The sequence below is a fragment of the Paenibacillus sp. PDC88 genome (assembly GCF_900106725.1).
Lineage (GTDB): Bacteria > Bacillota > Bacilli > Paenibacillales > Paenibacillaceae > Paenibacillus > Paenibacillus shunpengii.
Window position 1 is genome coordinate 492,255 of record NZ_FNNT01000001.1, and the last position, 23,902, is coordinate 516,156.

At 46.0% G+C, this 23,902-nt stretch carries 24 protein-coding genes; all 24 read right to left on the reverse strand.

The annotated features are described in order from the left end of the window. Nucleotides 1-23: 23 nt before the first annotated feature. Complete coding sequence (proS, locus tag BLW49_RS02105) at nt 24-1,472, reverse strand: proline--tRNA ligase (protein WP_090722964.1); 1,449 nt, start codon at nt 1,470-1,472, stop codon at nt 24-26. A gap of 77 nt (nt 1,473-1,549) precedes the next feature. After that, the gene (gene rseP, locus BLW49_RS02110; RefSeq protein WP_090722966.1) at nt 1,550-2,821 is read right to left on the reverse strand and encodes an RIP metalloprotease RseP; all 1,272 of its coding nucleotides are present in this window, start codon (nt 2,819-2,821) and stop codon (nt 1,550-1,552) included. A gap of 141 nt (nt 2,822-2,962) precedes the next feature. Then, on the reverse strand, nt 2,963-4,102 hold the full coding sequence (locus BLW49_RS02115; RefSeq protein WP_090722967.1) for a 1-deoxy-D-xylulose-5-phosphate reductoisomerase: 1,140 nt from the start codon (nt 4,100-4,102) through the stop codon (nt 2,963-2,965). Nucleotides 4,103-4,158: 56 nt separating this feature from the next. Further along, nucleotides 4,159-4,953 carry a phosphatidate cytidylyltransferase gene (locus tag BLW49_RS02120; protein ID WP_076311119.1) on the reverse strand — a complete coding sequence of 265 codons (795 nt, stop codon included), beginning with the start codon at nt 4,951-4,953 and terminating at the stop codon, nt 4,159-4,161. 16 nt (nt 4,954-4,969) lie between these two features. Next, nucleotides 4,970-5,737, reverse strand: coding sequence for an isoprenyl transferase (locus tag BLW49_RS02125; protein ID WP_090722969.1), 768 nt, complete (start codon nt 5,735-5,737; stop codon nt 4,970-4,972). Nucleotides 5,738-5,830: 93 nt separating this feature from the next. Next, entirely contained in the window at nt 5,831-6,385 is a 555-nt protein-coding gene (frr, locus tag BLW49_RS02130) for a ribosome recycling factor (RefSeq protein ID WP_076311121.1), read from the reverse strand. Further along, entirely contained in the window at nt 6,385-7,113 is a 729-nt protein-coding gene (gene pyrH, locus BLW49_RS02135) for a UMP kinase (protein WP_047909690.1), read from the reverse strand. The genes frr and pyrH overlap by 1 nt, the downstream gene beginning before the upstream one ends. Before the next feature lie 251 nt (nt 7,114-7,364). After that, on the reverse strand, nt 7,365-8,015 hold the full coding sequence (tsf, locus tag BLW49_RS02140) for a translation elongation factor Ts (RefSeq protein ID WP_076311122.1): 651 nt from the start codon (nt 8,013-8,015) through the stop codon (nt 7,365-7,367). A 122-nt stretch (nt 8,016-8,137) separates the two neighbouring features. Continuing rightward, a complete protein-coding gene (gene rpsB / locus BLW49_RS02145) occupies nt 8,138-8,836 on the reverse strand; it encodes a 30S ribosomal protein S2 (protein WP_047909692.1) in 699 nt (232 codons plus the stop codon). 209 nt (nt 8,837-9,045) lie between these two features. Next, nucleotides 9,046-9,642 (reverse strand): hypothetical protein, encoded by a 597-nt coding sequence (locus BLW49_RS02155; RefSeq protein WP_076311123.1) that lies wholly within the window; start codon nt 9,640-9,642, stop codon nt 9,046-9,048. Next, nucleotides 9,639-10,172 carry a hypothetical protein gene (locus BLW49_RS02160; protein WP_076311124.1) on the reverse strand — a complete coding sequence of 178 codons (534 nt, stop codon included), beginning with the start codon at nt 10,170-10,172 and terminating at the stop codon, nt 9,639-9,641. Before BLW49_RS02160 ends, BLW49_RS02155 begins: the two co-directional genes overlap by 4 nt. 90 nt (nt 10,173-10,262) lie before the next feature. Next, nucleotides 10,263-10,577, reverse strand: a complete 315-nt coding sequence (locus BLW49_RS02165) for a hypothetical protein (protein WP_090722970.1) — start codon at nt 10,575-10,577, stop codon at nt 10,263-10,265. Nucleotides 10,578-10,610: 33 nt separating this feature from the next. Beyond that, nucleotides 10,611-12,023, reverse strand: a complete 1,413-nt coding sequence (locus BLW49_RS02170; RefSeq protein ID WP_090722972.1) for a DUF342 domain-containing protein — start codon at nt 12,021-12,023, stop codon at nt 10,611-10,613. A gap of 53 nt (nt 12,024-12,076) precedes the next feature. Beyond that, nucleotides 12,077-12,865, reverse strand: a complete 789-nt coding sequence (locus BLW49_RS02175) for a FliA/WhiG family RNA polymerase sigma factor (RefSeq protein ID WP_076311127.1) — start codon at nt 12,863-12,865, stop codon at nt 12,077-12,079. Nucleotides 12,866-12,880: 15 nt separating this feature from the next. Next, nucleotides 12,881-13,324 (reverse strand): hypothetical protein, encoded by a 444-nt coding sequence (locus BLW49_RS02180; protein ID WP_090722973.1) that lies wholly within the window; start codon nt 13,322-13,324, stop codon nt 12,881-12,883. Continuing rightward, on the reverse strand, nt 13,321-13,821 hold the full coding sequence (locus tag BLW49_RS02185; RefSeq protein ID WP_076311129.1) for a chemotaxis protein CheD: 501 nt from the start codon (nt 13,819-13,821) through the stop codon (nt 13,321-13,323). The genes BLW49_RS02180 and BLW49_RS02185 overlap by 4 nt, the downstream gene beginning before the upstream one ends. Beyond that, nucleotides 13,821-14,441, reverse strand: a complete 621-nt coding sequence (locus BLW49_RS02190) for a chemotaxis protein CheC (RefSeq protein ID WP_256209543.1) — start codon at nt 14,439-14,441, stop codon at nt 13,821-13,823. Before BLW49_RS02190 ends, BLW49_RS02185 begins: the two co-directional genes overlap by 1 nt. Beyond that, complete coding sequence (locus BLW49_RS02195) at nt 14,441-14,902, reverse strand: chemotaxis protein CheW (RefSeq protein ID WP_047909700.1); 462 nt, start codon at nt 14,900-14,902, stop codon at nt 14,441-14,443. Before BLW49_RS02195 ends, BLW49_RS02190 begins: the two co-directional genes overlap by 1 nt. 90 nt (nt 14,903-14,992) lie before the next feature. Next, complete coding sequence (locus tag BLW49_RS02200; protein ID WP_090722975.1) at nt 14,993-17,062, reverse strand: chemotaxis protein CheA; 2,070 nt, start codon at nt 17,060-17,062, stop codon at nt 14,993-14,995. Nucleotides 17,063-17,085: 23 nt separating this feature from the next. Next, complete coding sequence (gene cheB / locus BLW49_RS02205) at nt 17,086-18,504, reverse strand: protein-glutamate methylesterase/protein-glutamine glutaminase (protein WP_090722976.1); 1,419 nt, start codon at nt 18,502-18,504, stop codon at nt 17,086-17,088. A 31-nt stretch (nt 18,505-18,535) separates the two neighbouring features. After that, nucleotides 18,536-19,444, reverse strand: a complete 909-nt coding sequence (locus BLW49_RS02210; protein WP_076311133.1) for a MinD/ParA family protein — start codon at nt 19,442-19,444, stop codon at nt 18,536-18,538. Beyond that, nucleotides 19,437-20,738 (reverse strand): flagellar biosynthesis GTPase FlhF, encoded by a 1,302-nt coding sequence (gene flhF / locus BLW49_RS02215; RefSeq protein WP_090722977.1) that lies wholly within the window; start codon nt 20,736-20,738, stop codon nt 19,437-19,439. The genes BLW49_RS02210 and flhF overlap by 8 nt, the downstream gene beginning before the upstream one ends. Next, nucleotides 20,735-22,768, reverse strand: a complete 2,034-nt coding sequence (gene flhA / locus BLW49_RS02220) for a flagellar biosynthesis protein FlhA (protein WP_076311135.1) — start codon at nt 22,766-22,768, stop codon at nt 20,735-20,737. The genes flhF and flhA overlap by 4 nt, the downstream gene beginning before the upstream one ends. Beyond that, nucleotides 22,768-23,877, reverse strand: coding sequence for a flagellar biosynthesis protein FlhB (gene flhB / locus BLW49_RS02225; RefSeq protein WP_090722979.1), 1,110 nt, complete (start codon nt 23,875-23,877; stop codon nt 22,768-22,770). Before flhB ends, flhA begins: the two co-directional genes overlap by 1 nt. Nucleotides 23,878-23,902 lie beyond the last annotated feature (25 nt).

Consider the following 23,902-nt stretch of genomic DNA (forward strand, 5'->3'; position numbering starts at 1 on the left):
CTCAAAAAATACGCTCAAAAAAATTAATATGCTCTAGCAAATACTACCGTATGTTCGGCTTTCTGTCCACATACCAGACAGGTATGTTTTTCCTCAGCAGGTTCAAACGGAATGTTACGGCTCGTCGCCCCTGTCACTTCTTTGACCTTGTCTTCACAAGCGTCAGAACCACACCAGCCGGCAAGTGAGAAGCCGCGTTTCTCTTCCATCAGTTCCTTCATCTCGTCAAGCGTATTAACAGAGTAGAAGTTGTCCTTCATGAAGTTCTGGGCACGCTCGAACATTTCGTTCTGTACTTGCTCCAGCATTGCCTTGATCTCTTCAACCAGATCTGCCTGCTGAACCACCTTCTTCTCACCGGAGATTCTGGATACAAGCACACATACTCCATTCTCCATGTCACGAGGACCGATCTCCAGGCGCACAGGTACACCACGCATTTCGTATTCGTTAAATTTCCAGCCAGGACGTACATCACTGCGATCATCCATTTTCACACGAATACCGGCCTTCTTCAGTTCTGCATACAGCTCATCCGCTCGGCCAACAACTTGATCACGAGTCTTCGGAGGTCCAATTGGAATCATGATCACTTGTGTAGGCGCAACCTTAGGAGGCAGTGCCAGTCCACGATCATCACCGTGCACCATAATCATGGCACCAATCAGACGCGTGCTTGTCCCCCATGAAGTGGTATGTGCATACTCCAGCGTATTCTCACGATTCAAGTACTGTATTTCAAAAGCTTTGGCGAAATTTGTACCCATGTAATGGGAGGTTCCTGCTTGAACCGCACGTCCATCCTTCATCATGGCCTCAATGGAGAAGGTGTCCACTGCACCGGCAAATTTCTCGGATTTGGTCTTTTGCCCTTTGATAACCGGAATCGCCAGAACATTCTCAACGACCTCACGGTACACCTCAAGCATTTGCATCGTTTCCTGACGAGCTTCCTCTTCCGTTTCATGAGCAGTATGACCTTCTTGCCACAAGAACTCACTTGTACGCAAGAAAGGCATCGTACGTTTCTCCCAACGAACCACATTCGCCCACTGATTGATCATAACCGGCAGATCACGATAGGACTGAATCCATTTGGAATACATATGTCCAAAGATCGTCTCCGAGGTAGGACGAATAGCAAGTCTCTCTTCAAGCTTCTCTCCACCCGCTTCTGTTACCCATGGCAGTTCAGGATTGAAGCCTTCCACGTGCTCTTTCTCCTTCTGGAAGAAGCTCTCCGGGATAAACATCGGGAAGTATGCGTTACGATGGCCTGTTTCTTTGAAACGGCGGTCCATCTCTTCCTGAATATGCTCCCAGATTTCATAGCCATCCGGTTTGAATACGATACATCCCCGGACTGGAGAATAATCCATCAGATCTGCTTTCTTAATGGTGTCTATATACCAGCGAGAGAAATCCTCTGACTGGGGTGTAATTTCAGTGACAAACTGTTTATCGTTCGACATAAGACTCGTTTCCGTCCTCCCATAGTTCACACACCATCCTTAGACCTTACGGTTCATAAATGATATGCGAGCAACAATTATCCATTAATCAATCTTAAAATATCGTTATAGGTTACAGCGATCATTAACAAGAACAGCATCGCGAACCCAATGAAGTGCACCATACCTTCACGATTAGGATCAATCGGTTTGCCGCGAAGCCCTTCAATCCCCAAGAAGATAAGTCGGCTTCCATCCAGTGCTGGAATCGGCAACAGATTAAATATCCCTAAATATAGGCTAAGGATTGCAGTCCATTGTGTCAACTGTAAAATACCCTGCTTCGCGATTTGCCCCGTCACTTCAAAGGTACGAACCGGTCCGCCCAGATCATCGATGTTGAACTGAGCAATCAGCATCCGGAAACCTTCAAATATGCTCTCCGTTGTTGTGACCATATTTTTGCCGGATACAGCAAAGGATTGGAAGAATCCGACATCCTCAGTAGGTATTTCAGGTGTAATTCCGACCTTTCCACCTTCCTGGCCTTCCATTGCTCTAGGCGTTAAGCTTAGATCGAATACCTCGTTGCCTCGACGCACAGTCCAATCCATAGGTTCGTCCATCGATTCCGCAATCATCGTCACCATTTTATTGTAATCTCCACCAATGGCTTCACCATTAATGGTTTCAATGATATCGCCTTTACGAAGGTCGGCTTCTGCAGCAGGCATCCCTTCAGTAACATTACCAATCTTCACATAAGTTGGATTCTCAACCGGGGTGCCGGCGATCATGGCATGGATCGCAAACAGGACAAAGGCCAGCAAGAAGTTCATAAACGGTCCGGCAAAAATGGCCAGCGCTCTTTGACCGACCGTCTTGCTGTTAAACTGGCGATCCTTAGGAGCAATCTGTGTCTCCTGTCCTCTGGCAATGAGCATAGCCTGTGGATGGACAGGGAATTGCTGCTTCTCTCCATCAACATCCATCTCGATCATAAGTCTGCGCTCCAGATCGATGGACAGGATTTCTCCGCGCACCACGTTTTTGCGGTTATCCAGCTGATCAAGGTATATCGATTTCACCAGTCCGTCCGCTGACTTAATCGCAATCGTCTGACCTGGTTGAACCTCAATGAGCTCGGGATCTTCGCCCGCCATCCGTGCATATCCTCCAAACGGAAGCAAACGCAGGGTGAACACCGTCTCCTGATACTTATAAGAAAACAGCTTTGGACCAAAACCGATGGCAAATTCTCTAACGAGAATTCCCGCACGCTTGGCAAAATAGTAATGGCCCCATTCATGTACCGTCACAATGACGAAAAACATGAGCACTGTTAGTACTACAATTTGCAAGGTTTCCAAGTTACTTCCATCCTCCTTTTACTTAAGAAGAGCTAGTCATGTCCTACTTACATTATCATTATTCAGATAGAGGATACAAGAGAATCAAATCTTTTATGCCGCATCTCCTTATTAAATCAAGTAAGCAGGATGAAACCTTGTTTACATTTGTCCCGCCAGCTTTCTGACATATTGATCCACTCTGTCAATTTCAGCAAGGTCAGGATTTAGCGCATTGCTGTGAGTTTCTATCACTCGCTCAATAATTTCCTCAATCTTAAGGAAGGAAATTCCACCTTTTAGGAACCGCGCGACAGCGACTTCATTGGCCGCATTAAATGCCGTTGGTGCAGTACCTCCCATTTTGCCGCATTCAAAAGCAAGCCGGAGACAAGGGAAGCGTTCCATATCCATCTCTTTAAAATGCAAAGATCCAATCTCTGCGAGCGACAAAGACTTTGCAGGTGAAGGCAGCCTATTCGGATAAGTTAGTGCATATTGGATCGGCACTCGCATATCAGGATTCCCCATCTGTGCAATCATGCTCGTATCCTGAAACTCGACAAAAGAATGAATAATACTCTCTGGATGCAGCAAGACATTGATCTGCTCGTAAGGAAGACCGAACAGCCATCTAGCTTCGATAACTTCAAGTCCTTTGTTCACCATTGTTGCAGAATCAATCGTAATCTTGGAACCCATCGACCAGTTTGGATGCTTCAGTGCATCCTCCACCGTCACATGCTGCAGCTGATCTCGGGATAAATGTCTGAAAGATCCGCCTGAGGCTGTCAGTGTTATATTTTTCACTTCACGAATTTCTTCGCCGTTCAGACATTGAAATATGGCCGAATGTTCACTGTCGACGGGTATAATTTGCACACCATTATCCTTGGCCAGTGATGTAACCAGATGACCAGCAGTTACAAGAGTCTCCTTATTCGCAAGCCCAATTTGCTTCCGTTCCTTAATCGCAGCAAGAGTAGATTTGAGGCCTACACTACCCATGACCGCTGTAATTACCATCTCTGCGTCGGTTCCAGCAGCCACTTCTATTAATCCTTCCTCACCGAAGTATACTTCGGTGCCCGCAGGAACATTGGATTTGACCCTATCGATATCTTCCTTACGGCCTACAGAGACTTTCTTAGGATGATATACGTTCGCCTGCTCGATCAGCAGTTCCACATTCGATCCGGCTGACAAGCCTTCTACTTGAAATTTATCCGGATGCATTGAAATGACATCCAATGTCTGAGTTCCAATAGAACCTGTGGAACCAAGAACTGATATTTTCTTCATATGGTACACCTCATGTCATTTCTTCGATCGCACAATTGTATCTATACATTCTTCTCCTAGTAAGGTATCAGTGCGAGCATATGTACAAACGGAAATACAAATATCCAGCTGTCACAGCGATCAAGAATACCGCCATGCCCAGGGAGCAGACTGCCCGAATCCTTAATTCCATACACACGCTTGTATGCAGACTGTACCAAATCTCCCATTTGTCCAATAATTGCAGAGGACAGTCCGATCAGCACTGCATTTCCAACACCGACAATTCCATCGGATAACAACGCAAAGCCTATCGAAATGATAACTGCGATGACAATGCCCCCGACAGCTCCTTCGATCGTTTTGTTCGGACTGATCACAGGCCAGAGCTTATGCTTACCGATCGTTTTACCGACAAAATAGGCACCGGCATCACTGCCCCATATACTGACTAGAATCATAAAGGTCCAGAACAAACCATCCTCTAACTGACGAGTTGCTGCAATATAATAAAAACCGATTCCAACATATACGACACCAATAAACATCAGTGCCGCGGTTTGAACGGTCAGTTTGTTCTTGGTTGTTACTGTAGCAGTGAGGAACAGCAGCATTAAGAGCCATATGATCTGAATATGTGACAATGATATATCTAAGCCTGTGAGTATTGATGGAAATACGAGTATCAGAACGCCAATATAGCCTATAAATGCAGTTCCTCCAAAAGGTGAGACCCCGGTCATCCGAATAAATTCATATAAACCGATCAGAGACATCAAGAGGATTAAAAGGTTATACCAAGTCCCTCCCAATATGGCAAATCCCAGAAAAAAAACTCCGGCAACAATTCCCGTTATGACTCGCTGTTTCAACTTGGTCCATCCTCCATTACTTCAAACCGCCATATCTTCTCGTTCTTTGCTGATATTCAGCTACAGCCTCATACAAATGCTGTTTCTCGAATTCAGGCCAATAAATGTCAGTAAACCACAACTCGCTATAAGCAAGCTGCCACAACATGAAATTACTTAAACGAAGCTCACCGCTCGTACGTATTAGCAGATCAGGATCAGGCAAGCTGCTTGTTAACAAATGTTCCCCGATCAGCTCAGACGTAATCTCACTTGCTTGAAGTTCCCCGGCTTCAATTCTAAGACCTAGTGATCTTACTGCCTCCGTAATCTCCTTACGACTGCCATAATTCAGAGCAAAATTCAGTACCAACCCGGTATTGTGTTTTGTCTTTTCAATCGCCTCTTTGACCGCCTTAATGGTATGCTCCGGAAGCTGCTCTTCATGCCCCATCATTTGGACGCGCACATTTTTTTCAATGAGCTCATCCAGTTCCTGTGATAAGAAATCAACGGGCAGTCTCATCAAAAAATCAACTTCGTCTCTTGGCCTGGTCCAATTCTCGGTGGAAAAGGCATACATGGTCAAATATTCCACACCTAAATCATTTGCAGCTATCGTAGCACGTTTAACAGCCTTCATGCCACTCTGATGACCCATAATACGGGGCAAGCCCTGCCGTTTAGCCCATCTTCCGTTACCATCCATAATAATAGCAACATGCTTCGGGATGTTATCCTTGGACAGCTGTGGCAGTTCTTTCTTGTCATCACCGTTTAACCATGACCGAAAGCGTTTCATCATTCGACTTCCTCCAAAATTCCCATGAAGTTTCTTTTCACTCTTGTGAAAAGAGCAAACCCCACCGAAGGCGGAGGGGCCGTATGCTATGCTTAATTAAACTTCCATAATTTCTTTTTCTTTTGCAGCAAGAACTTTATCTACTTCAGCAACAAACTTGTCTGTTGCTTTTTGAATATCGTCTTGATGTCTGCGAGACTCGTCTTCCGAAATATCGGATTTTTCGAGCTTCTTAATATCATCGTTCGCATCACGGCGAATATTACGGATCGCAACCTTTGCATCTTCACCGAATTTCTTCGTGAATTTAACCAGCTCCGTTCTGCGCTCCTCTGTAAGCGGAGGAATCGATAAACGAATCATTGCTCCATCATTCGCTGGTGTCAGTCCCAGATCAGATTTCATAATCGCACGCTCGATATCAGCGAGAGAGGATTTGTCCCAAGGCTGAATCATCAGCGTACGGGAATCCGGTGTGTTAATATTTGCAAGCTGGTTCAGAGGCGTCATTGCACCATAATATTCAACTTGAATACGATCAAGCAGTGCAGGCGTTGCACGACCTGCGCGAAGTGTTGATAGATCCCGTTTCAGTGCTTGAATCGCTTTGTCCATGCGCTCTTCAGCATTCTTCTTAATTGATTGTGGCATTAGTCTACACTCCCTTTAACGATGGTTCCAATTTTTTCGCCAAGCAGAACACGTTTGATATTACCTTGTTCCGTAATAGCGAATACAATGAGTGGAATGTTGTTATCCATACAGAGTGAGGAAGCAGTGGAGTCCATAACTCCCAGGTTCTTGTTCAATACATCAAGATATGTTAATTGCTCATATTTCACAGCTGTGCTGTCTTTAAATGGATCTGCAGAATAAACTCCATCCACTTTATTTTTTGCCATCAGGATCACTTCAGCTTCAATCTCTGCTGCACGAAGTGCTGCTGTCGTATCTGTGGAGAAGAATGGGTTACCTGTTCCTGCTGCAAAAATAACGACGCGTCCTTTTTCGAGATGACGAATCGCTCTGCGGCGAATATAAGGCTCTGCAATTTGCTGCATTGCGATTGAAGTTTGAACACGAGTCGGCACTTCAATCTGCTCAAGCGCATCCTGCAGCGCCAAGGAGTTCATCACCGTAGCGAGCATACCCATGTAATCTGCAGTAGCCCGGTCAATACCGTTCTCACTACCTGCGATGCCGCGCCAGATGTTGCCTCCACCGCATACAATGGCAACTTCTACACCCAATTCCACAACTTCTTTGACCTGCTTAGCAATAGATGAGATCGTTTCCGCATCGATGCCGTATCCATTTTGTCCTGCCAGCGATTCACCGCTGACCTTAAGTACTACCCTTTTAAATACAGGCTGTTTCAAATGTTCACCCTCCACTTCAAAATGACGCTTCCCCACGTCAAATAAGCACTTGTAAACCTCATATTAGTTAAAAAGAAAGGAACACGGATTGTGTTCCACTCTTCGTTAAAGAAAACTTTCTGAGCCGAATCTCGGACTATCCAGTTCTTCTTCCAATATAAAGGTGTCTTGTAAAATCTATTGAAGCTAATCTAATTATATCTTCAGAAGACATGGGCAAGTCCGATTTCTGTTCATACATGTTTCAATAATTAGTTTTTCACTTGTGCCATAACTTCTTCTACGAAGTTATCTTGTTTTTTCTCAAGACCTTCACCCAATTCATAACGAACAAAGCGACGGATGGAAATATTTTCACCGATTGTGCTGATTTTTTCGTTCAGCAATTGTTGAACCGTAACATCAGGGTTCTTAACGAAGGATTGCTCAAGCAGGCAGAACTCTTCGTAGTATTTACCGATGCGGCCTTCAACCATTTTTTCAACGATTTTTTCTGGTTTTCCTTCGTTCAGAGCTTGAGCTTTCAAAATTTCTTTTTCTTTCTCAATCTCTTCCTGAGGAACTTCTTCACGAGTTACATAGCGCGGGCTGGAAGCAGCGATGTGCATAGCGATGTCGCGTGCAAACTCTTTGAATTGGTCAGTCATAGCTACGAAGTCTGTTTCGCAGTTAACTTCAACCAATACGCCGATGCGTCCGCCAGCGTGGATGTAAGATTGAACCACACCTTCAGTTGCTACACGGCCAGCTTTGTTTGCTGCTGCAGCCAGGCCTTTTTCACGAAGAATTTCAGTTGCTTTTGTTACATCATTGTTCGCTTCTTCCAGTGCTTTTTTGCAATCCAGCATACCAGCGCCAGTTTTTTCGCGAAGCTCTTTAACCAATTTCGCATCTACTGCCATTTGTTTTCCCTCCAGAGGATATTTTTGCGTATGACCCTAAAAAAAGGGCAGTGAAAGGTTATCCACCTACCAACCACCCTTTTCATTTAATTCATATACATGAGACCCTTACAAAGTCATTCTTAAGCGGATGTTTCTTCGCCTTGATGAGCTTCGATAACAGCATCAGCCATTTTACCAGTAAGCAATTTAACCGCGCGAATCGCGTCATCGTTACCAGGAATGACATAATCGATTTCGTCCGGATCGCAGTTTGTATCAACGATACCTACGATTGGGATACCCAATTTGCGAGCTTCCGCAACTGCGATACGCTCTTTACGTGGGTCGATTACGAACAGGGCGCTTGGAAGACCCTTCATGTTCTTGATACCGCCGAGGAATTTCTCGAGACGGTCTTTCTCTTTACGGAGAATGATAACTTCTTTCTTAGGCAGCACTTGGAAAGTGCCGTCCTCTTCCCAAGCTTCCAACTGTTTCAAACGATCGATACGTTTTTGAATAGTTTGGAAGTTAGTCAGAGTACCACCGAGCCAACGTTGGTTAATAAAGAACTGACCAGCGCGCTCTGCTTCTTCTTTTACGGAATCTTGAGCTTGTTTCTTAGTACCTACGAACAGAATAGTTCCATTCTCTCCTGCGATACTCTTAACAAAGTTGTAAGCTTCCTCAACCTTTTTCACTGTCTTTTGCAAGTCAATGATGTAAATACCGTTTCTTTCAGTGAAGATATAACGATCCATCTTTGGATTCCAACGGCGAGTTTGGTGACCGAAGTGAACCCCAGCTTCGAGAAGCTGTTTCATGGAGATAACTGCCATCTCCACACACCTCCTAATTATTGGTTTTTGTGTCCTCCGCCGGCATCATTTCCCGTCAAGACTTACCATAAGGCAAGCACCCTCGACAGAATTAGCACAGCGTGTGTTTTAACACCGTCAATTAATATATCACAACTGCATCCCCGATGCAACAAAGTTAGCATGAATCTCTTTTGATTTCACAATACCTTCAAAAAACTAGTTGCTAATCAGGGACCTGATATGAGCTTTGATATAACCGAATCTATTGATTCTCCCTCTGTGAACTCGTAGCTGCCTACCTGAATCTTATTGTTGATTTTTTGTTTCCGGGCCTCTTCGATGAAAGCATCACGATTGTCTAATACACGAAGAGACGACAAATGATCTGCAACATCATTGAGGGTAGCTCCGTTTATTACTCGATAAGAAATTGTACCTGGTGCTGGCTCGTCTGCCGGCTTGGGAGCCTGTGAATTCTCCGGTGCTGCCGGCTGATCCGGCTGTTCAGGGGTGCTGGCCACCGGTCCATCACTGCTCGGATTTTTGCCAGAGTTATCGCTCGAAGATGTGCTGCTACCCTGCGCCCGCTCCTCTGCCTTTGCCTCGGTCCATTCCTCTTCTGTCATGACCTCGGCAGAAGCATCATATACCTTCAGCTCCAATTCATCAGCTGCCTCTTGAACCTGTTCTCTTGTCAGTGTACTAAGATCTAGCGTCTGATCTCCTCCAGCTTGTCCTTGTCCGATCAAAGCCAGCTGCAGAATCAATGCACCTGCTGCAATTCCGGTTCCAAGTCCGAGAAGAAAGGAACGATTTTTGATCATCGTCTCCCCTCCTTATTCCCAAGCTGTAATATAACCTGGACCTCTCCTTTGGGCATGTTCAGCTTGTTCGAAATATAATCTACAGACTTTCCTTCCCCATCGAGCTTGAACAGCTCTGGAAACCGCGACTGAATTGAATTCGTCTCGGAAGGGACTTCCTTGCTTTCTAGGATCGGATTTGCTTCTACCGCAGCAGCAAGCTCTCTCTCCTGGGTTGATATTGGAACGGCCACTGTTTCCTTGTAAGCTGACTGTACCGCTATTTGGGAGTGTAAGGAGCTGAGCTGCTGGCGTAAATCTTGAATTTCCTGTTCTCTGCGTTTGTCTGTCTCTGACCATTCCTGCTGATAGTGCTTAAGCTTGTGAATAACCTTCTCATTCTCAAGCTCAATTTCCGCCAGGTAACGATCCAGTGTAGACTCTACGTCCTTTACTACCTTCTGTCCTGAGTCCGTCCTTGATTTGGGCATAAACCAAGCGAATACAATGACACATAGGCCAAGTACGACGATAGTACTCCATGGTTGCATGAGTCTGTTCTCCTTTATTTACGTGCACTTGCATTTAGAATTCATTAAGTATTTATTGCAATACAAAACTTCGACTTTTATTCTATGTGATTACAAACTCACATCAAAGTTTTTCCCCTTAAACGGGTGCTCAGCGGGGACAGCAGATATTTCGTCTGCAAGCTCATCACTCTGATGGAGCGAATCTCCCTGCGTATGTGAAGCATGGCGCTGATCCCTGATACTTGCCTGCTCAGACTCGTTTGTCTTTGGACTTTGCTTCGATTTTTTCTTGATCTGCCTGGATTGATTGTCTGCGAGCAGCGACTGCTCTGATGATCTTCTGTGGTCGTATTCGCTTTGATAACGTCCCGCCTCACTCGTGCGCGGTATAGCAATCTGAAGTTCAACCGCTTTAAGACTCATCTGAAAAGTCACTCCTTTTTGGTGTAATCTATTTTATATTCCTTTTAAGGGTACCATGGATATATCGCCATTATGATAAAAAAACGAGATTCTTGTCGCAGAATCTTTAACAAATCTAGTGTATCTGCCGATAACTATTTTAGAGCCGCCGTAGATGGTCTTCATGACATCAACACTCGCATTGGATGTATCCTCGAGCAATTTCTCGATATCAAGGATCCGTTCCTTAATCTCAGCAAGTTCTCGCATACTTGACTGATGGGTGACCTGAAGCTTCATTCTCATGCTCATTTTTTCAGGAGCCAGCTGCCCGGATGCAGCCATTTGATCAAGCAAATGTAATGCTTTTGCTGTCTTGTCGATGCTTTCCGTTTGGGCTTTAAGCTCTGTTCTCAGCTGTGCAAGCTCATTGCGCAGCTCTGGAACGACACCCACTTCAATCGTTGTCACGGTTGACATGGTATTCCCGATCGTCCGTGCTACGACTTTTTCACCAGCCTGAACGACACCGCCGACGATAAGGCCCTTGGTACCTTCACACATGCATTGCTTGCCTGCCCTAATATTAGAATGCATGATGCTCTGAGTAACGAAAACACTTCCTCCAGCCTGTACATTGGCGTCCTGAATGAAGGAGCTCTTTACATCGACACCTGCTTGGATAAGCCCTTTATTATAGCCGATAATTCCGCCGGTAACCTGTATAGAGCCTCCTGCATAGAGTTCTGCTCCTTCGACTCCGCCAACCACACGGATATCTCCTGCAGCTTTGACTTTAAAGCCCGTCAGCACATTTCCTCTTATGACAACCGTACCTACAAAATCAATATTTCCAGTATTATAATCAATGTCTCCGTTCACTTCGTACACAGGGAATACATTGATTCGATCCTTTTCCGTAGGAGTAACAAGCCCATCTAGTGCGGCATACATGGCATCGCCTTCGGCGTTAACGACTACATTTTTGCCCGACTTAAATCTGGCTTCCTTCCCAGGGCGATAGGGTATCACTTCACCTTTGACACTCTTTCCAGGTATACCTGGCTCGGGCGGCTTCCGTCTAGCAATAACCTGCCCTTTTTTTACATTACTGAGCTGCGTAATTTCTTTGTAATCGACTCTCCCGCCCTCTGTTTCAAGCGGCTTGCGTTCTCCGGCTTCTACCAAATTCGTAATCAATTCAATGGAACCGTCGGTCCCAGGGACCGGGTCATCACCTGAAGCCACCGTCGGCTTCAATCCATAATATGCTGATGGACGTTTCGCGATATCCTGTAGGACCTCCTCGTGAACTCCATAGACGATTCCTTGCTGAGCAAGATATGCTTTTAATTCCCCAGCTGTAATTTCAAATTCTTCTTGTCTAATCATATCAAGTACTGCGCTGCTGTGATCAGCTGAAAACAGCACCTTCATATATTGCGCTGGGTCTAATTTCTGCGTCATCTGCAACCTTCCTTCTTTCTCCATAGACAGCTTATTTTAAAATTACTCTTATTCTAATCCCTGTTCATTAAGAGCTCACGCTGTTTCTCAAGAGTACCTCTCAGCCTCAGAATTGCCTTGGAGTGAAGCTGGGAAATACGTGATGGTGACAATGACATTACTTCTGCAATTTCACTCAATGATAAATCCTCATAATATAATAATGAGACCACAATTCTTTCTTTTTCCGTCAGCTTGTCAATCCCCTGCATCAATGCCTGCTTCAAATGAATATCTTTTACAGTCTGCTCAGGGGCATAGGCTTTCTCATCGATCAATAGAGACATTCGTGTCTCCGCATCCTCTTCGCGCAGTGGATCCTCAAGCGAATAAAGCGACATTACCGCGACTTCCTGCAGCATATTCCTGAAATCTCCAGCAGAAACATCGAGATATTGGCCCATCTCTTCATCAGTAACACTTCTTGAATACCTCTGTTCCAAATGCTGATAGGCCTCTTCAATCTTCTTCGCCTTCTCTCTGACAGATCTCGGCACCCAGTCACCCTGGCGTAAGCCATCGAGAATCGCACCTCTCACTCTCCATGAAGCATAAGTCTCAAATTGAAGTCCGCGCTTATAATCAAATTTGTCCAGAGCATCCATCAGTCCCAGAGCACCATTGCTCTCCAAATCATCCTTTGATACATTCTTGGGCAATCCGACGGCGAGCCGACTTGAGACATACTGAACGATATGAAGATGTTTTTCAATCAGCTGATTCCTTGCATCCAGGTCCCCTTGTTCCTTCCATTTTTCCCACAGGTCCATATCTGCCAAATGGGACGAATTTCGGCCTGTCATATCGCTTCACCCCCTTTAATTGTCTGACAAGTGTCGAACGGCTTTTGCCAATTCTTCAGCATCCTTTGTTCGAACAAGCTTCGGAGGATTTAGAGGTTCAAATCCAGTTTCAGCTGCTGATTTTTTCGGTTCACTCTTACTTTCTTCCTGCGGTGAATACTTTAATAGATTCCTTAGCTCCTCATCATCATCTGGAGCGGTTATATCGAGCTGTGTTCCCTTATGCTCCGTACCAACATTCTGCTGGCTATGATCTTCAGCACTTTGCGTCGGTGCCAGGACGTATCCCAGCACCCATCTGCAAATAAAAGCAATGACAAACCAGATCACAAAGGCTGTGCCCGCACGGTACAAACTAGTAGATAACAAGTTACTGCTGTATGAAACAAAAAAAGTATAGACTAAACCGATAAGACCAAACACAAAATTTATGCGAATCGTACCAAACAACGTAGTCATAACTCTTTCACACCCATCTGTACGCTTCGAATCGTCAGCACCCCTGTATCCCGATCCAGATCAATGGTTCTGCCATGATGTCCACCACAATCTTCTGCGATCAGCGGAATTTCTGCTAAATTCAAAGCTTCTTTGCACGCTTCCGTATTTCGAGGGCCAATACGTAACGTATCCCCAGATCCGGCAAATTGAAACATCTGAGATCCACCTGCCATTTTCGCAACAATATGCGGCTGGGATGCTCCCTGCGCCTTCATTCTATCTAACAGTAGTACGATTGCGGTATCCGCGTATTTTGCCCGATTTAAATCCACACTCTCTCTAGCAATAGAGGAAGATGGGAGCATTACATGCGCCATACCGCAAATCCTGCTTACAGGATCGTACAATGTGACACCCACACAGGATCCAAGCCCGGTCGTTCTAATGACTCCTGGCTCAGCCAGAATATTTAAATCCGCCATCCCTACCTTAATCAGCTTCTTCTGCTCTATCATCAGCCATGTACTCCAAGTGCTTCAAATATAGCGTCAAAGGATTCGGGATCGGGTATTAGGAAAAATTGTCCTTGCACCCGATTTGATCCCTCCAGGAAATTCGTATCGATCAGCAGGGCTTCATTTCCCATATGACTCATATGAAGCAGCCCGTAGCTGAGAATCGCTCCAGCCATATCAACGGCAAAGCCGGGCACGGTAGGCAGCATGGCTAACTGAGTAAAATCTGCCAGTGAAGACAGGTAGGATCCGGCCAGTATATTCCCGACCTCAGACAAGATGGATCGTTCCATGTCGGAGAATTTAAGCACCTCATTGGTCACTGCTCCACTGAAGTGATGCAGCAGCTGTTTGGCTGCCTCCGGCGTCATCATAAAAAACAAATTCCCCGGCGCATCACCTTCTACTCTAAAGTAGACGGCAGTTACAATACTCTCGTCACCACCAACGCTCTCTGCAATCAATTCAAAGGGGACACGCTGAACCGTGGGGACCCCCATATCAATCGGCCTGTTCAGCAGTGTCGATAAGGCAGTAGCCGCATGGCCGGCTCCTATATTGCCAATTTCCTTCAGAACATCCATTTCAATATCATGAAATTGATCAAAAGAGCGTGTCATTATCCTTCCATACCTTCGAGCATAACAATTTCGCTCTTATTCAACACTTCCACCAGATTTAGCATAATAAGCAAGCGATCTTCACCCAGCTTGGCAACGCCTCTCAAGTACTTGGCTTTTACGCCGCCAATAACCTCTGGCGGATTCTCGATATCTCCTGAATGAATGTCTAGTACATCGTTTGCCGAATCGACAATAAAGCCAACCTGCATCTCTTGCACAGTCACCATAATGATTCGGGTATGATCGGTATACTCCGTCTCTGGAAGCGAAAAGCGTCCTCGCAAATCTATGATGGGAATAACAACACCGCGAAGATTGACTACACCTTTTACAAATGAATAGGTTTTGGGAACTCTCGTAATCGGCATCATTCTCTCAATGGTTTGAACCTGATCCACCTCAATGCCATACTCTTCTTCACCCAGTTTGAATACAATTACTTTAATATCTTCTGCCATGACCTAATACCTCCTTAAGTAATGAACAACCTTCTATGCGGGAATTCAGCACCGCTGAATCTATCAACTATGAATAATGAAATACCTGCTCTATTTAATGAAGCCATTCGGATCAATAATGAGGGCTACCTGACCGTCACCAAGAATTGTGGCTCCTGAGATGCCTTGTATGGAAGGCAGGTATTTACCTAAACTCTTAATTACAATTTCGTTCTGTCCGATAAAATCATCTACCGCAAGCGCTGCAAGCTGTTCCCCCTTGCGGATGACTACAATTTCAACTTCTTCCTCTTCTTCATCGGTATATCCGCTGACACTGAACACTTTCGACAGCGATACGTAAGGAATCATAGAGTCTCTAAAGCTAATCATTCTTGAACCATGTACATGGCGGATTTTTTCTTTTTTGATAATGGCGGTCTCCACGATGGAGGACAACGGAATAGCATACTTTTCTTCACCAAGTCTAATCAGCATCGCTGCGATAATGGATAGCGTTAGCGGAAGCTGAACCGAGAAATTCGTGCCTTGTCCCGGCGTAGAATGGATCGATACATTTCCACCGAGCGAAGTGATCTTTGCCTTAACGACATCCAATCCTACGCCCCTTCCGGAAATATCCGATATTGTCTCAGCTGTACTAAATCCAGGAGCAAACAATAGCTGGTACACTTGCTCGTCTGTCATCAGTTCTCCCTCAGCTTCAGTAACAACACCACGGGAAATGGCCGTCTTCAGCAGCTTGTCGCGGTATATACCGGCTCCATCATCTTCGATTTCAATGAATACATGATTACCGCTGTGGAAAGCTCTTAAATGGATCGTTCCCGTTTCAGGCTTGCCTGCCTCGATCCGCTTGGATATCGACTCAACCCCATGATCCACGGCGTTTCGAAGCAAGTGGACCAGCGGGTCGCCAATTTCGTCAATTACCGTACGGTCAAGCTCCGTTTCAGCACCGGTGACGATCAAATCCACTTTTTTATCCAGCGATTTGGCCAGATCCCTTACCATTCTTGGAAAACGGTTGAATACAGTATCGACCGGGACCATTCTGAGCTTCAGAACAATATTTTGCAGATCTGAGCTCACTCTGCTCATATGAGATACGGTTTCTATTAGATCGGAATGATCCAGATCACTTGCCAGCTGTTCCAGTCTGGATCTGTCAATCAGCAGCTCACTGAACAAATTCATCAGCACGTCAAGCCGTTCAATATCCACTCTGATCGTTCGGTTCCCAACGGCAGCGCCGGCGGGCTTCGTATTGCTCTTCTCTGCTGCGGGCTTGGCCGGTTTAGCAGTTCCTTTATCCTTGTTACTAACTTCTGCTTTCTTCTCTTCGATCAGAGGGGTCTCTACAGAAGCTGCTGCTTCCTTGCTCGCGATCTGTCCCAGCATTTCTATTGTTAATGGTACGACTTCTGCCTTCTCAATCTCGGAAATATTCATAATCGCCTGCTGCAGCTCTTCCGGTTGCATTTGAGTTATGTAGTATAGTGAAAAATCGTAATCGAATTGGTCCTGCTCAATTTCTTGTACTGAAGGCTCTGTCTTAATAACCTCTCCGGAGCGCTCCAGCAAATCAAATACCATGTAAGCTCTAACGGATTTAAGCTGGCTTGACTTGCTGATGGTAACATGTACAAACACTGCACCCTGTCCATCTGCAATGGACTGCGTCAAGACAGACGCTTGAAATTCATCAAGTGATAATGCTGTTCCACTCGAAGCTGCATCTGAACTGCTGATCTGTAATGCAGCATCAGACATACTTGCTTCTCCGCTTTCAATCGCTTGCAGCTTATCAACAATGGCAGACACGTCAGCCTTGCCCTCACCGCCTGCCATAATATCCTGTACCATAGACTCGAGTGCATCCAAGCTCTGGAACAGAACGTCAAATATAGGCTCCTGCATCGTCAGCTTCTCGTTGCGGACCAGATCCAGCACATTTTCCATCTTATGAGTTAATGAGGCGAGATCTTCGAATCCCATTGTCGCAGCCATTCCCTTAAGTGTGTGGGCTGATCGAAAGATCACCTGAACTATGCTGATGTCCTCCGGATTATTTTCCAATTCGAGCATCTTTTCGTTCAATGATTGGAGATGATCATTCGACTCATCAATGAACATGGATAAATATTGATTCATATCCACTTTGTATTACCTCCTTTTATGAATTAACCGTTTCTAGTCACCGCTTTAACCAGTCTATCGGCCAGCTCCTCAAGCGGGAGCAGCTGATTTACACACCCGAGCTCTGCTGCAGCACGCGGCATCCCGTATACAACGCAGGTCTCCTCATTCTCAGCAAAAGTAGAAGTAACGCCTGCTTCGTAGAGACGTTTCATCATTCTTGCTCCATCGCTGCCCATCCCCGTCAAGATGGCTATATGTCTTTCGAGAACATCATAGGGGAGTAAAGATTCGAATAACGTATCGACTGAAGGCCTGTGTCCATTCACGGGGTCCTCGCTGCCGAGCACAATCTCATATTCCGCATGACGATTCTCCCTAACTCTCATATGATAGCCTCCTGGAGCGATGTAAGCAGTTCCTGCCTTTAAAAGCATTCCATGAGCCGCTTCAACCACATGAATCTCACTGAAGGAATCAAGCCGGGCTGCCAGGGATCTGGTGAAATCCGGCGGCATGTGCTGAACGATGACAATCGGAGCCTCAAAATCCCCGGGAAAATGAGACAGCAGCGTTTTAAGTGCACGGGGTCCACCCGTCGAGCATCCGATAGCTACCAATTTGCTGAACGTACCAGAAGAAAGCGATACATCTAATTTCTTAGGCTTCTTCGTCTCGGCTGCTTCAAGAGAGGCTACGGCTTCGTGCTTTGCTTGAATTACAAGGGATGACCGTTTGTCAGGTTCCTTCTCCTTCTTGCTTGCTTTTGGTCTTGCTTTCTTCTCTGTTTCTTTTTTGTCTGTCTCTAATTCTTGTGCTAGTCTCTGAGTGATGGACTTAATGTCTTCCAGCTTGGTCTTCGCCGATCGGGGAGCGGAAATGTTCTTGCTCACTGATTCTGGAGGCGCAGATTTAGGCTCTTGAGCGATCGTTTTTTCAGGCGTCTTATGGTGGACAGCAGCATCTTTATTCTTTTTCCCAGCAGACGAAGCCGAAACCTCAGAGGGAGCGATCCATGCTGCAACCTCATCCTTCTCCGCAGCTCTTCGGGCTCTTCGCTCCATCATCTGTACAGCTTCCTTCATCTGATTACGAAGCTCAGTCCCCACCTCATAAATGTCCTGACGAAATTGAACGGAAGGCTTACGTATAAAATCAAACGCACCGGCTTCCAGCGCCTTGATCGTTTCTTTGAGACCGGTCTCATTAATCCCTGACAGCATGATGATCGGAATTGGCTGCTCGGCCATAATGATCTTCAAGGCATCCAGCCCGTTTAATTCCGGCATTTCAACATCCATCGTAATTAAATCTGGCCGGAGACTTCTGGCTTTCTCAACAGCTTCCACACCTGTCGCAGCGGTGTCCGCTACTCGAAAAGAAGGATCCTGCTGAATTAAATCGGTAATAATCTTTCTCATAAATGCTGAATCATCAACCACAAGTACCTGATAGACTGACATGTAAGACACCTCTAAAGTAAATTCATCTTGTTTATTGGGCCGTCTTTCTCAACCACTTGGCAACAAAACCTCTTAAGCCCTGCCCACCGCTCGATATCGTTCTGCCCATCTCTGTGTAGCTCAGCGAGATTCGTTCCATATCCTTAGCAGCTGTGCAGTTCGGATACAGGGTAGTAAATGGCGTTTGCTTCTTAACCGCACGCATCACATGACTATCCTCAGTGACATACCCGAGCAGCGGAATATCAGCCCCCAAAAATCGTTTAGCAACCAGCTGTATCTTTGAGCTGACTTGGTCGGCCTCGCGCTTGTTCTCCGCCCGATTGACGATGATGCCGAATGGACTGTGACCGTTAATTTTGTGCATCATTTTGATGAGTGCATAAGCATCCGTGATCGCCGTGGGCTCCGGGGTCGTCACAACAATACATTCATCTGCAGCCGCGATAAAGCTTCTGTTCTCCAGTGATAATCCCGCACCGGTATCAAAGAAAATATAATCCATTTCCGAAGCCAGGCTCTCCAAATCAGTGGTGAATGCATCAATATCCTGTTCCGTTAGAGACAGAAGTTCTACGAATCCGGACCCTCCTGCGATATACGGAAGCCCCATCGGTCCGAGTTGTATAATCTCTGAGATCCTTTTCTCCCTGGTCAGCACATGATATAGACTGAATTTGGAGGAGACCCCCATAAGCACATCAATATTGGCCATTCCCATATCAGCGTCAAATACGAGAACCTTTTTGCCGGCGGCATGAATTTTTAATGCCAGGTTTAGAGTGAAATTGGATTTCCCTACTCCACCCTTGCCGCTTGCAACGGCAATTAATTTAGCCTGTTTCTTCGCTGTTTGCTTCTTTATGCGATTCTCTTCCGTAATCTTCGGAATGGGCCTTGCTGCCATCAATTCTCTAAGAGATGCAGCCTGATCACTCATTCTCATCACTTCCCATTATGCAATCTGAGAGCGTCCTGGCATCCGGCACCATAAGATCATCTGGCACATTCTGACCAACCGCTATGTAAGACAGTGCCACAGGGTAACGGTACAGAACATTAAGAATGGAACCGAGACTATCCGTTTCATCCATTTTGGTAAAGATGACTTTGGACAGGCCATATTTGGTGAAATGGTCCAAAATGACGAGCATATCCTCTGTCTTAGAGGTGAGGCTCAGTACTAGCACCATCTCGCTGTTGGGTTCATCGAGAAGCAGGCTGTTCAGTTCAGATACCAGCATTTCATTACGATAGTTACGTCCTGCGGTATCCATAAAAATAAGATCACAATCTGCAAGGCGTTCTAGGGCCCGCTTGGTATCTGCCGGTGACTGAACCACCTCTAGCGGAACTCCCAGTATTGCGGCATAGGTTCTCAGCTGCTCGACAGCGGAGATCCGGTACGTATCCGCAGTAATAAGCCCGACCTTGCGCTTGTACTTAAACATTTGCTCAGCAGCCAGCTTGGCAATGGTCGTCGTCTTACCCACGCCCGTAGGTCCCGCAACGTAAACAATACGTGTATCCTGCGCAATTCCAGCATCTATTCGTGCTTCAAGGAATTGCCTTATCTCTTCCTTGACTAGTGCCAAGCCGCTCTGCTCGGTCTGTTCCGTCCACTGCTCCTGTACTTCATCAATCCATTTCATCCATAATTCATTGATGACACCCTGCTGAATCAGTTTGGCACGTGCTTCATTCAGATTGCTCGGCAGCACGGCTTCATGGGCATCTCGCTTAGCAAACGAAGTCATCATCTGCTTCAACTGCTGTATTTCAGTCAGCAGAGCCTGATCGGTAGAAGCGGAAAAATCCGCCCCTTCCGGGTGCGGCTCCTGAACAGGAAGTGATGGAAGGACTGATGAATGTGGTCCCCTGTAGGATGGATTCGCTTGCTTCACATCCTCCTGTTTTTCCTTGGCCGGTGCTTGTTCTCCGTTATTCATACCTTGTGCTACTTTGCGGTAAGCATCTGGGGCCATTGCTCTTGGTATTGGTCTTGGCTGAGCCGGAGAGACCGGCGGGCTTGCTTGCAGATTGGCCGGTGCCCCCGAACCCGCCTGCTCCTCAACCGCCGCTACGACCTCTATCTTTTGCTTGCGGAACAGTCCGGCAAAACCGCCTGTCTTGATCGATTTCGTCGACAAGATGACTGCATCTGCTCCTAGCTCACTGCGAATCAGGCCCATTGCCTCGGGCATGGTATCCACTATATATTTTTTCACTCTCATAGATTAACCACCCCGACACTTTGAATTTCAACATTAGGCTCCAGTTCGCTGTAGGACAACACCGGTATATCCTGCATCGTTCTTTCGATCAATTGCCGCAAATACATCCGGATTGTCGGTGAAGTAAGCACGATCGGTTGTTGACCCGTCTGAATCAGCCGATTCACTTGCTCCATCAGCTTCTGATACAGCGTCTGACTAGCTACTGGATCAAGCGCAAGATAGCTCCCTTGCTCCGTCTGCTGGACACTCTCGGCAATCTTCTTCTCCAGATTCGGTCCTACCGTAATGACCCGCATCGTCTCCCCTTTTTGGGTATACTGCTGTGTAATCTGTCTGGATAGAGCTTGTCTGACATATTCCGTAAGTACATCCGGATCCTTCGTATAAGTACCGTAATCCGCGAGCGTCTCAAAAATAGTCACCATATCTCGGATCGAGATTTTCTCACGAAGCAGTTTAGCCAGTACTTTTTGAACATCTCCAATGGATAATACAGATGGAATCAGCTCATCAACCAGTGCAGGATAATTCTCTTTCAAGTTATCCACAAGAGCTTTCGTTTCCTGACGACCCAGGAGCTCATGTGCATGCTTCTTAATCATTTCGGTCAAATGCGTTGCCACAACCGAAGGTGGATCTACAACGGTATAGCCGGACAGTTCGGCGCGATCCTTGGTTGCTTCATCGATCCATAAGGCGGGAAGGCCAAATGCAGGCTCGGTTGTCTCAATTCCGGTTATAGAATCATCATCATATCCTGGACTCATCGCCAGATAGTGATTGAGCAGAAGCTCGCCGCTCCCGACAATATTTCCTTTAATCTTAATCACATATTCACTGGGTCTTAGCTGAATATTGTCTCTTATCCGAATTACCGGAACGACGAGTCCCAGCTCAAGAGCACATTGTCTTCGAATCATGATGATACGATCGAGCAAATCTCCACCCTGCCCTGTATCTGCTAAGGGAATAAGTCCATATCCAAATTCGAATTCGATCGGATCCACTTGCAGCAGGTTAATTACACTTTCCGGACTACGCACCTCTTCAATCTGCTGCTCTTCTTCCATCTGTTCATCACTAATCTGCTGTTTATTCAAATTCTGCTGCATCTTCCAGCCAGCGAAGAAGAGAAGTAACGCAAGCGGCAGTGTTGTAATCAGCTGAATGGGTGTGAAGAATCCTAGGAATGCTACCGTCGCTCCAACAATATATAGAAGCTTTGGATAGGAGAAGAGCTGGGATGTAATATCATCCGCCATAGTACCATTAGAAGCTGCACGCGTAACGATAATACCGGATGCGGTAGAAATAAGCAGTGCAGGGATCTGACTGACCAATCCATCACCGATCGTTAGCAGTGAATAAGTAGACAATGCATCACCAAAGCTCATGCCCATCATTACCATCCCAATGATAAAACCACCGACAAGATTAATGATCAGGATAACGATACTGGCAATTGCATCTCCTTTAACAAACTTGCTCGCACCATCCATCGCTCCGTAAAAGTCCGCTTCGCGTTCGATTTTGCTTCTGCGCTCTTTCGCTTGATGCTCATTAATAAGTCCTGCGTTCAAATCCGCATCTATACTCATCTGCTTCCCGGGCATCGCGTCGAGGGTGAAACGAGCTCCTACCTCCGCTACGCGCTCCGAGCCTTTCGTAATGACAATAAATTGAACGACGACCAGGATCAGAAACACGATGAAACCGATAACCGGCTGCCCGCCTGAGATCCAGCTTCCGAACGTGGCCACAACCTGACCGGCATAAGCATCCTGCAAAATATGCTTTGTCGTTGCAAGGTTAAGTGCCACACGAAATAGAGTCGTCACAAGCAGCAAGGAAGGGAATATGGAGAATTCCAGAGCTTCCTTCGTATTCATCGCTACCAGCAATATAACCAAAGCTATTGCGATGTTGATAACCAGCAGTGCATCAAGTAGTCCAACAGGAATAGGGAGAATCATCATTAGCACGATGCCGATGATCCCGATCAGGATTGATAGGTCTTTAATTTTCACTAGTTTCCATGCCTCCGATTCCCCTTATGATTCGATCTTCCTTTTAATTTGTAAACATAGGCAAGAATTTCAGCGACAGCCTGGAAGAGATCCGCCGGAATTGAATCTCCGATCTCTGTCCTTTGGAACAAGGCTCTGGCTAGAGGCTTGTTCTCCATTAGCGTCACTCCATGCTCTTTGGCGATCTCCCGAATGCGCAGCGCCATATGATCTGCGCCCTTCGCTATGACCGTAGGAGCCTCCATTTCATTGCCATCATATTTCAAAGCGACTGCAAAGTGAGTAGGATTCGTAATGATGACGTCCGCATTGGGAACTTCCTGCATCATCCGCTGCATCGCCATACGTCTTTGCCGTTCGCGAATTTTCGCTTTAATGAGAGGGTCTCCCTCCATCTTCTTATACTCATCCTTGATGTCCTGTTTGGACATTCTAATGTTCTTCTCATGTTCGTATCTCTGATACATGTAATCCAGGATAGAAAGCACAAATAAGGCTGCGCCAATATTGATTCCAAGGTCCAGCGTCATTTCCGCTGCGAATTTCAAGATTCCATCCAGTGACAACAGGCTGAGGCCTGCGAATTCATCACGTGCACCCCATAAGATGTCATAAACCAAATAGCCAATAATGACGAGCTTAAGAACGGACTTTAACAGTTCTACAAGGGCTCGCATGGAAAAGATGTTTTTGAAGCCCTTGATCGGATCCAGCTTGCTGAATTTAGGAGTGATTCCTTCGCCTGTCAGCAAAAATCCCACCTGAATATAATTGGCCGCAAAACCAATGATCACCGCGATGGCAAAGATCGGAGCAAGTAGGATAAGTATCTCCATTCCAAACTGTCCGAACATAACCATTACGTTCTCGCTCGTTACTTGCATGTTCAGCCTGTTAACAAAGATATCCTTGAAGAGGTCTGCAATGCGTTCCTTGTAAAATTCACCAAAGATGAGCAGACACATGAAACAGGAGAGTAAAATGGCTGCTCCGGATATTTCCATACTTTTGGCCACTTGGCCCTTTTTACGAGATTCCTGACGTTTTTTCGGGGTAGCCTTCTCCGTCTTCTCCCCTGAGAACATCTGCAGGTCCAGTTTAAATCTCATTGCTGCTACCCCCGCCACCGCAGAT

What these genes read in the sequence shown, in the direction of transcription:
- proS (WP_090722964.1), bottom strand. Translation starts at nt 1,472, where the DNA reads ATGTCGAACGATAAACAGTTTGTCACTGAAATTACACCCCAGTCAGAG.
- BLW49_RS02115 (WP_090722967.1), bottom strand. Translation starts at nt 4,102, where the DNA reads ATGAAGAAAATATCAGTTCTTGGTTCCACAGGTTCTATTGGAACTCAG.
- BLW49_RS02125 (WP_090722969.1), bottom strand. Translation starts at nt 5,737, where the DNA reads ATGATGAAACGCTTTCGGTCATGGTTAAACGGTGATGACAAGAAAGAA.
- frr (WP_076311121.1), bottom strand. Translation starts at nt 6,385, where the DNA reads ATGCCACAATCAATTAAGAAGAATGCTGAAGAGCGCATGGACAAAGCG.
- tsf (WP_076311122.1), bottom strand. Translation starts at nt 8,015, where the DNA reads ATGGCAGTAGATGCGAAATTGGTTAAAGAGCTTCGCGAAAAAACTGGC.
- rpsB (WP_047909692.1), bottom strand. Translation starts at nt 8,836, where the DNA reads ATGGCAGTTATCTCCATGAAACAGCTTCTCGAAGCTGGGGTTCACTTC.
- BLW49_RS02155 (WP_076311123.1), bottom strand. Translation starts at nt 9,642, where the DNA reads ATGATCAAAAATCGTTCCTTTCTTCTCGGACTTGGAACCGGAATTGCA.
- BLW49_RS02160 (WP_076311124.1), bottom strand. Translation starts at nt 10,172, where the DNA reads ATGCAACCATGGAGTACTATCGTCGTACTTGGCCTATGTGTCATTGTA.
- BLW49_RS02165 (WP_090722970.1), bottom strand. Translation starts at nt 10,577, where the DNA reads ATGAGTCTTAAAGCGGTTGAACTTCAGATTGCTATACCGCGCACGAGT.
- BLW49_RS02170 (WP_090722972.1), bottom strand. Translation starts at nt 12,023, where the DNA reads ATGACGCAGAAATTAGACCCAGCGCAATATATGAAGGTGCTGTTTTCA.
- BLW49_RS02175 (WP_076311127.1), bottom strand. Translation starts at nt 12,865, where the DNA reads ATGACAGGCCGAAATTCGTCCCATTTGGCAGATATGGACCTGTGGGAA.
- BLW49_RS02180 (WP_090722973.1), bottom strand. Translation starts at nt 13,324, where the DNA reads ATGACTACGTTGTTTGGTACGATTCGCATAAATTTTGTGTTTGGTCTT.
- BLW49_RS02185 (WP_076311129.1), bottom strand. Translation starts at nt 13,821, where the DNA reads ATGATAGAGCAGAAGAAGCTGATTAAGGTAGGGATGGCGGATTTAAAT.
- BLW49_RS02190 (WP_256209543.1), bottom strand. Translation starts at nt 14,441, where the DNA reads ATGACACGCTCTTTTGATCAATTTCATGATATTGAAATGGATGTTCTG.
- BLW49_RS02195 (WP_047909700.1), bottom strand. Translation starts at nt 14,902, where the DNA reads ATGGCAGAAGATATTAAAGTAATTGTATTCAAACTGGGTGAAGAAGAG.
- cheB (WP_090722976.1), bottom strand. Translation starts at nt 18,504, where the DNA reads ATGTCAGTCTATCAGGTACTTGTGGTTGATGATTCAGCATTTATGAGA.
- BLW49_RS02210 (WP_076311133.1), bottom strand. Translation starts at nt 19,444, where the DNA reads ATGAGTGATCAGGCTGCATCTCTTAGAGAATTGATGGCAGCAAGGCCC.
- flhF (WP_090722977.1), bottom strand. Translation starts at nt 20,738, where the DNA reads ATGAGAGTGAAAAAATATATAGTGGATACCATGCCCGAGGCAATGGGC.
- flhB (WP_090722979.1), bottom strand. Translation starts at nt 23,877, where the DNA reads ATGAGATTTAAACTGGACCTGCAGATGTTCTCAGGGGAGAAGACGGAG.